Annotated in this window: 8 protein-coding genes; 5 read left to right on the top strand and 3 right to left on the bottom strand. The window is 70.0% G+C overall.

The window, feature by feature from the left end; genetic code table 11:
- Window positions 1-44 precede the first annotated feature (44 nt).
- Entirely contained in the window at window positions 45-1,055 is a 1,011-nt protein-coding gene (locus tag AC0IYU_RS34650; RefSeq protein WP_435484797.1) for a LacI family DNA-binding transcriptional regulator, read from the top strand.
- Window positions 1,056-1,061: 6 nt separating this feature from the next.
- Here AC0IYU_RS34650 and AC0IYU_RS34645 read toward each other — a convergent pair whose 3' ends face one another.
- Window positions 1,062-2,159 carry an L-idonate 5-dehydrogenase gene (locus AC0IYU_RS34645; protein WP_472126893.1) on the bottom strand — a complete coding sequence of 366 codons (1,098 nt, stop codon included), beginning with the start codon at window positions 2,157-2,159 and terminating at the stop codon, window positions 1,062-1,064.
- Window positions 2,160-2,197: 38 nt separating this feature from the next.
- A complete protein-coding gene (locus AC0IYU_RS34640) occupies window positions 2,198-3,151 on the bottom strand; it encodes a 2-hydroxyacid dehydrogenase (protein WP_472126891.1) in 954 nt (317 codons plus the stop codon).
- A 163-nt stretch (window positions 3,152-3,314) separates the two neighbouring features.
- Between AC0IYU_RS34640 and AC0IYU_RS34635 the strand changes: the two genes are divergently transcribed.
- The 4 genes from AC0IYU_RS34635 to AC0IYU_RS34620 are packed head-to-tail and all read left to right on the top strand — an operon-like array spanning window position 3,315 to window position 5,964.
- Window positions 3,315-4,076 (top strand): SDR family oxidoreductase, encoded by a 762-nt coding sequence (locus AC0IYU_RS34635; protein ID WP_472126889.1) that lies wholly within the window; start codon window positions 3,315-3,317, stop codon window positions 4,074-4,076.
- Between the two features lie 4 nt (window positions 4,077-4,080).
- Window positions 4,081-4,647: a gluconokinase gene (locus AC0IYU_RS34630; protein ID WP_472126886.1), complete on the top strand. Its 567-nt coding sequence runs from the start codon at window positions 4,081-4,083 to the stop codon at window positions 4,645-4,647.
- Window positions 4,644-5,537 (top strand): NAD(P)-dependent oxidoreductase, encoded by an 894-nt coding sequence (locus AC0IYU_RS34625; RefSeq protein ID WP_472126883.1) that lies wholly within the window; start codon window positions 4,644-4,646, stop codon window positions 5,535-5,537. Before AC0IYU_RS34630 ends, AC0IYU_RS34625 begins: the two co-directional genes overlap by 4 nt.
- 43 nt (window positions 5,538-5,580) lie before the next feature.
- The gene (locus AC0IYU_RS34620) at window positions 5,581-5,964 is read left to right on the top strand and encodes a putative antibiotic biosynthesis monooxygenase (protein WP_472126880.1); all 384 of its coding nucleotides are present in this window, start codon (window positions 5,581-5,583) and stop codon (window positions 5,962-5,964) included.
- On the opposite strand, the gene AC0IYU_RS34615 is transcribed toward AC0IYU_RS34620, so the two are convergent.
- Entirely contained in the window at window positions 5,885-7,840 is a 1,956-nt protein-coding gene (locus AC0IYU_RS34615; RefSeq protein WP_472126877.1) for a glycoside hydrolase family 15 protein, read from the bottom strand. The genes AC0IYU_RS34620 and AC0IYU_RS34615 overlap by 80 nt on opposite strands.
- Between the last annotated feature and the right edge of the window lie 228 nt (window positions 7,841-8,068).

Below are 8,068 nucleotides of genomic sequence, written 5' to 3'. Positions count from 1 at the left end.
CGTCAGATGTGTATAAGAGACAGCCCCTCACCCGCCCCGCGACGATGGCCGACGTGGCCGCGCGCGTCGGCGTGTCGAAGATGACGGTGTCGCGCGCGCTCAACCGCGGCGAGAGCAGCGACCGCGTAACCTCCGAGGCGCTGCGCCAGCGCATCCTGCAGGCCTGCGAGGAGATGGGCTACGTCATCGACCAGACGGCGCGCACCTTCTCCAGCAAGCGTTCGGGCTTCATCGCGGTGCTGATTCCCTCGCTCAACAACTCGAACTTTTCCGAGACCGCGCAGGGCATCACCGCAGCGGTGGAAGCACGCGGCCTGCAGGTGCTGCTGGGCTACACCGACTACCGCGTGGAGACCGAAGAGCGCCTGCTGCGCGCCATGCTCGCGCGCCGGCCCGAAGGCGTGATCCTCACCGGCGGCGCGCACACGCCCGCCGCGCGCGCCATGCTGCAGGCCGCGGGCGTGCCCGTGGTCGAGACCTGGGACCTGCCCGCCACGCCCGTGGGGCACACGGTCGGCTTCTCGAATGCCGAGGCGGCCGCGGCGATGGTGCGGCACCTGCACGGCAAGGGCTACCGGCGCATCGCCTACATCGGCGGCACATCGAACCGCGACACGCGCGGCGCGGACCGCCAGCGCGGCTATGCGCAGGCCATTCGTGAACTGGGCTTGCCCGACGGCCGCGTCATCAGCTTCGGCCAGCCGCCGATCTCGATGGCGCAGGGCGGCGAGGCGGTGGCGCAGCTGATCCGGCAGTGGCCCGACGTCGACGCCGTTCTCTGCGTGTCCGACCTCTCGGCCTTCGGCGCGCTCATGGAATGCCAGCGCCGCGGCTGGAGCGTGCCGGGCCGCATCGCGATCGCGGGCTTCGGCGACTTCGAGGTGGCGCGTGCCTGCCACCCGCGCATCACCACCGTGGCGGTGGATTGCGTGGGCATCGGCAAGGCGGCGGGGGAACTGTTGCTGCGCGTGCTGGACGGCACCCGCGAAGGACATCGGCCGCCGGCGGAAACGGTGTTGATCCCGTTTCACATCGAGCAGCGCGAAAGCTCCTGAGCGGCGTCAGGCCGGCGCGGTGTGCGCGGCCGTGTCGGCGCCCGCGTTCGCGCCCACATCCGCAAAATCGATCAGCACCTTCATCGCTTTCTGCCGGTCGCTCGCCAGCTCGAAAGCCGCACGCGCCTGCAGCATCGGGAAGGTGTGCGTCACCACCGGCGACAGATCTACCCGGCCTTCGTTGATGAGCCGCACCGCCAGCGCGAACTCGGCATGGAAGCGGAACGAGCCGCAGATGCTGAGCTCCTTGGCCACCACCATGTTCTGCGGAATGCTCACGTCGCCGCCCAGGCCCAGCTGCACGACCACGCCACGCGGGCGCATCACCTCCATCCCGTCGCGCAGCGCGCGCTCGTTGCCCGAGCATTCGAGCATCACGTCGAAGGTGCCCTTGTCGGGCGAGTAGCGCGACACCCACTCCTTGTCCTTCGCGACGTTGATGACCTGGTCGGCGCCCATGGCGCGCGCAATGGCCAGCGGCTCGTCGACCACGTCGGTGGCGGTGATCTCGGCGGCGCCGTGCGCACGCGCCGCCGCGATGGCCAGCACGCCGATGGGACCGCAGCCCGACACCAGCACGCGCTTGCCCAGCAGCGGCCCGGCACGCGACACGCCGTGCAGGCCGACCGAGAACGGCTCGGCCAGCGCGGCCAGGCGCAGCGGCACGTGGTCGGCCACCTTCACGCACTGCGTGGCCTCGCACAGCAGCATGTTGCGGAACGCCCCCTGCACGTGCGGCGTGCGCATCGCGCTGCCGTAGAAGCGCATGTCCAGGCACTGGTTGGGCAGGTCCTCCAGGCAGAACTTGCAGACGCCGCACGGGCGGCTGGGGTTGATCGCCACCTTGTCGCCGATGCGGACGTTCTGCACGCCCGGGGCCGCCGCCACCACCGTGCCGGCCACCTCGTGGCCCAGCACCATCGGCTCCTTGATGCGCACGGTGCCGAAGCCGCCGTTGTGAAAGTAGTGCAGGTCGGAGCCGCAGATGCCGCCCATGCCGACCTTCACCAGCACCTGGCCGGGACCGATTTCTCCGGCGTCCTGTTCGTCCAGGCGCAGGTCGTCGGGCGCGTGGATCACGAGGCACATGCAACGCAAACGCATGATGTTTCCTTCTTCAGTTCAGTTCAGTTCTGTTCAGGTCAGGCGACGGGGGTGATCAGGGGCCGGCCCGCGAAGTGGGCCTCGAGGTTGCGGCGCACCAGCTCGCCCATGGCGCGGCGCGTCTGCTCGGTGCCGCTGCCGTGGTGCGGCGTGAGCACCACGTTGTCGAGCGCGGCAAAGCGCGGGTCGATGCGCGGCTCGTTCAGGAACACGTCGAGCGCCGCGCCGGCGATGCTTTTCTGCTCGAGCGCCTGCAGCAGCGCGCCTTCGTCGACGGTGGTGCCGCGCGACACGTTCACCAGCCAGCCCTTGGGGCCCAGCGCCTTCAGCACCTGCGCGCTGACGATGCCGCGCGTGGCCTCGCCGCCGGGCAGGATGACGATGAGCACGTCGCACCAGTCGGCCATGGCCTCCAGGCTGGCGAAGTGGCGGTGCGGACTGTCGGCCTTGGCCGTGCGGCTGAAATAGCCCAGCTCCACGTCGAAGCCCGAGAGCCTGCGCGCGATGGTGCCGCCGATGCGCCCGAAGCCGGCGATGCCGACGCGCTGGCCGAACACGCGCGTGGCCAGCGGCATGCCGCCGTCGGCCCAGGCGCCGCTGCGCACGAAGGCATCGCCCGCCGGAATGCGACGCTGCAGCGCCAGCGTGAGGCCCACGGCCAGGTCGGCCACGTCGCCGTTGAGCACGTCGGGCGTGTTGCTCACGCGGATGCCGCGCGCGCGGCAGGCGGCCAGGTCGATGCCGTCGGTGCCCACGCCGTAGCAGGCGATCAGCTCCAGCTTCGGCAGCGCCGCGATGAGCTCGGCATTGGCGCCCAGCTCGCCGCGCGTGGCGACGGCGCGGATGTTCGCGCCGTGCTCGGCGATGAAGGCCGCCCGGTCAGGCGCCTCCCAGAGGCGGTGCAGCGTGTAGGCCGACTGCATGGGCGTCATGTCCCATTCCGGGTAGGTGCCGGGCATCAGCACGTGCGGGGAGGTGGCGGTAGCGGTCAAGCGGATGTCTCCTGCGGATGACGGTAAGAAAGAACCGAATAAGATACCGGTAACTTTAACCCGTTGCCAATGGAACTGGCAACACAGGTTTCACCGGTTGACGGCCCTCCAGGATACCGGTAACTTACCCGCCATCACGCTGTCATCGCCCCAGGAGCTTTTCTTGAAACTGTTCGATCTTTCCGGGCGCACCGCCCTCATCACCGGCTCCAGCAAGGGCATCGGCTTTGCGCTGGCCGAGGCGCTCGGCAACGCCGGCGCACGCGTGGTGCTCAACGCACGCGACGCCGCATCGCTGGCCGCTGCCCGCGACGCCCTGCGCGCCAAGGGCATCGCGGCCGAGGCCGTGGCCTTCGACGTGACCGACGCCGCCGCGGTGGAAGCCGGCGTGGCCGCCATCGAGGCCGGCATCGGCGCCATCGACATCCTCGTGAACAACGCCGGCATGCAGCATCGCGGGCCGTTCGCCGAATTCCCGATCGACGCCTGGCACAAGATCACCACCACCAACATCGACAGCGTGTTCCTGGTGGGTCGCTTCGTGGCGCAACGCATGATCGGGCGCCAGCGCGGCAAGATCATCAACGTGTGCTCGGTGCAGAGCGAGCTGGGCCGACCGGGCATTGCGCCCTACGCCGCCACCAAGGGCGCGGTGAAGATGCTCACCAAGGGCATGGCGATCGACCTGGGCAAGTACGGCATCCAGGTGAACGGCCTGGGGCCGGGCTACTTCAAGACCGAACTCACGCAGGCGCTGGTGGCCGACGAGGCCTTCACGGGCTGGCTGTCGGGCCGCACGCCCGCCGGGCGCTGGGGCGACGTGGAAGAGCTCGGCGGCGCGGCCATCTTCCTGGCCTCGGATGCGTCCAGCTTCGTCAACGGCCACATCCTGTACGTGGACGGCGGCATCACCGCGAGCCTCTGACACCGTGCGCGCTGCAGCCTCCCTGCCGCAACGACGCCTGAGCGTGGTGGTCATGGGCGTGTCGGGCACCGGCAAGAGCAGCGTGGCCGCCGCGCTGGCGCAGATGCTCGGCGTGCCCTGGGTCGACGGCGACGACCTGCATGTGCCCGAGGCCGTGGCGCGCATGCGCGCCGGCCTGCCGCTGGCCGACGCGGACCGCTGGCCCTGGCTCGACCGCATCGGCGCGTGCCTGGCCGACCGCACCGCCGCGCCGCATGGCGTGGTGGTGGCCTGCTCGGCCCTGCGCCGCGCCTACCGCGACCGGCTGCGCGCCGCGTCGCCCGAACTGCAGTTCGTGTTCCTCGACGGGCCGAGCGCACTCATTCGCCAGCGCATGGCGCAGCGCACCGGCCACTACATGCCGCCCGCGTTGCTCGAGAGCCAGCTGCAGACGCTGGAGCCGCCCGACGCGGGCGAGACCGACGTCCTGCGTACCGCCATCGACACGCCGGTCCCGCTGATCGTCGCGGACGTGGGCGCCCGGCTCCTTCAACGCAGGGCCAGCGCCCCCCTGATGAAAGTTTCCGCATGACCGCCCCCCGCCAGCGCGTGGCCGTGATCGGCGTCGGCATCATGGGCTCGGCCATTGCGCGCCGGCTGCTCGACTGCGGCCACGACGTCCGTGTGTTCGACCCCGACACCGCGAAGGTGGCCGCGCTCGAAGCGCACGGCGCCAAGGCCGCCGGCAGCGCGCAGGCGGCCGCGGCAGCCACCGACTTCGTCATCACCAGCCTCAACGCGGCCGCCACGGTGGAGCGCGCGATCTTCGGCGAGGCCGGCATTGCCTCGGCGCCGGCCGATGCGCAGCGCCTGCTGATCGACATGTCGTCGATCGACCCGCCCTCCACGCGCCGGCTGGCCGAAGCGCTGCGCGAGCGCACGGGCATGGGCTTCGTCGACGCGCCGCTGTCGGGGGGCGCGCCCAAGGCGCTGCTCGGTCAGCTCACCGTGATGGCCGGCGGCAGCGACCATGATGTGCGCCGCGCACGCGCCGTCATGGACAGCCTGTGCGCCAACTACACCCGCATGGGCGACAGCGGCGCGGGCCAGACCACCAAGCTGGTCAACCAGCTGCTGTGCGCCATCGGCTTCCAGGCGGTGGCCGAGGCGGTGCGGCTCGCGGAGGCCGGCGGTGTCGATGCGTCGAAGCTGCCCGCAGCCTTGGCAGGCGGTCGCGCAGACAGCCAGATCCTGCGCGAGTTCGGCCCCAAGATGGCCGCGCGCGACTTCACGCCCACCGGCCGCATCGACAACATGCTCAAGGACCTCGAGGCGGTGCAGGCCTTCTCGCAGGGCGAGCGCCTGCCGCTGCCGCTCGCGGGCGCCGTCGCGGAACTGCACCGCAGCTTTGTCGCAGCCGGCCTCGGCGCGCAAGACACGGCCGCGATGATGCGGCAGTTCAGCGGCTACGACCGCGGCTGAGGCGCGGCGCCCCCCCTGTTTTCACCACAGAAAAGAGACACCCATGTTCATCCGCTGCGCGTTCTTCAAGGGCCAGGTCAAGCCCGGCATGGAAGAGGCCTTCGACCAGCACGTGCACCAGAAGCTGGTGCCCCTGTGGACCCGCTTTCCCGGCGCGCTCGAAGTGCGCGTGCTGCGCCAGCTCGAAAGCGATGTGAGCGATCCCACGCTGGCGATGGTGCTGTCCATCCGCTATGCGAGCCGCGAAGACATTGCCACCGCGCTCGACTCCCCCGTGCGCCACGAAAGCCGCGAAGTCTCCAAGAAGCTTTTCGAGATGTTCGACGGCAGCGTCTTCCACACGGTGTTCAGCGCCGAGGAGTTCGCGCTCGCGGCTTCGGCGTCGCCTTCTTCAGCGTCGTCTTCGGCGCCGTCGTCTTCGGCTTAGCCCCCGGTTGCGAAGACCTGGGGCCCGCCTTGCCGTCCAGGTCCGCCAGCTCCCACACGCCGCCCTGCGCCGCCACCAGCGCATGTGCGCTGTTGACCAGCCCGATGTGCGAGAAGGCCTGCGGAAAGTTGCCCAGCTGGCGCTTCGCCACCGGGTCGTATTCCTCGGCGAACAGCCCCAGGTCGTTGCCCAGCGCCAGCAACCGCTTGAACAGCGCGCGCGCCTTGCGCACCTTGCCCATGGCCACGTACACGTTCGACAGCCAGAAGCTGCACGCCAGGAACGCGCCCTCCCCGCCTGCGAGCCCGTCCACGCCCTCCTCGGTGCGGTAGCGGTACACCAGCCCGTTGAAGACAAGCTCTTTCTCGACGCGCGCAATGGTGCCCTGCACGCGCGCGTCGTGGATCGGCAAGAAGCCGATCAGCGGCATCCACAGCAACGCCGCGTCGACCGTGTCGGCGCCGTAGTACTGCACGAAGGAATTGCTCACGGCGTCGTAGCCGCGCGCGCACACCTCGGCATGGATTTCGTCGCGCACCGCGCGCCATGTCTCCACGGGGCCTTCCAGGCCGAACTCGGTCGCGCTCGCGATCATGCGGTCGAAGGCCAGCCAGCACATGATCTTGGAATGCACGAAGTGGCGCGGTTCGCCGCGCACCTCCCACAGACTGCAGTCGGGCTGCTTCCACAGCACCATCAACTGCTTGGCAATGGCGCGCTCCAGGGGCCACACCTTGTCCATGTCCGAAAGCCCGGCCTTGCGCGCCGCATGAAAGGCCGCGATGACCGAGCCGAACACGTCGAGCTGCAGCTGCCCGTGCGCGCCGTTGCCGATGCGCACCGGCCGGCTGCCTTCATAGCCCGACAGCCATCCGAGCTCGAGCTCCGTCAGGGAGCGTTCGCCGTGCAGGCCGTACATCACCTGCAGCTCTTCGGGTGAGCCGCCCACCGCGCGCATCAGCCACCAGCGCCAGGCGCTGGCCTCTTCCACGTACCCGGAGCCGATCAGCGCGTAGAGCGTGAGCGCGGCGTCGCGCAGCCAGCAGAAGCGGTAGTCCCAGTTGCGCTCGCCGCCCGGCTGCTCGGGCAGCGAGGTGGTCGGCGCGGCGACGATGCCGCCGGTCGGCTCGTAGGTCAGCGCCTTGAGCGTGAGCAGCGAGCGCATCACCGGCTCCTGAAACTCGCCCCGGTAGCCGCAGCGTTCGGTCCATGCGCTCCACTCGGCGACGGTGCGCGCCAGCAGGGCGCTGGCGTCGCGCGTCACCGGAGGCTTCAGGTGCGAGGGAAACCAGTCGAGGCAAAAAGCGATCGACTGGCCGGCGGACACGCTGAAGTCGGCAAAGCTCGCGAAGTTCTCGTTGGTCAGCGGCACGCCGGAGGTGATGCGCACGGCGTCGGGGCCCGCCATGGCGAACACCGCGCCGTCGTGCCGGTCCATCCAGGGAATCCACTGGCCGTAGTTGAAGCGGATGCGGAACTCCGTGTGCATGGCCACGGTGCCGCGCACGCCCAACACGATGCGTACCACCTCCTGCGTGCCGTCGGCTGCGGGCCGCGGCATGAAGTCGGTGACGGTGGCGGCGCCCTTCGCCGTCTCGATGGTGGTCTCGAGCACCACGGTGCCGGGCAAGTAGCGCCGCGTGACGCGCGCCTTGGGGTCCTTGGCGCGCATCGTCCAGTGGCCGTTGCGCTCGTCGCCCAGCAGGCTGGCGAACATGGCGGCCGAATCGAAGCGCGGCAGGCAGAGCCATTCGATGTCGCCGCCGCGGTGCACCAGCGCTGCGCTGTGGGTCGAGCCGATGAGCGCGTAGTCGCCGATGGGGCGCGCCGCGCGGCGCTTGGGGGGAAGGGAAGATTGCTTTGGCAAGGCTGCCATCGTGACGCCAGGCGCTGGGGCGGCGCGCCGGAAAGCGGCGCGCGCCCGTGCCGGACAAAGCCTGACCGCGAGGCGTGCGAACTTGTTCGCAGTTCGCGCGGGATTCTTCTGGCGCTGCGCGCGACTTAACCATTGTTTGCTTTTCAGGCACGTCGGGCCTTGCAAACTCCGCCGTTCTTTTTTTCGCGATGCGAGTCCCCGATGGCGCACACCCTCCCGCCCCACCCC

It is taken from the genome of Variovorax sp. AC103, from assembly GCF_979254005.1.
This window is presented reverse-complemented; position numbering and strand designations above follow the sequence as displayed.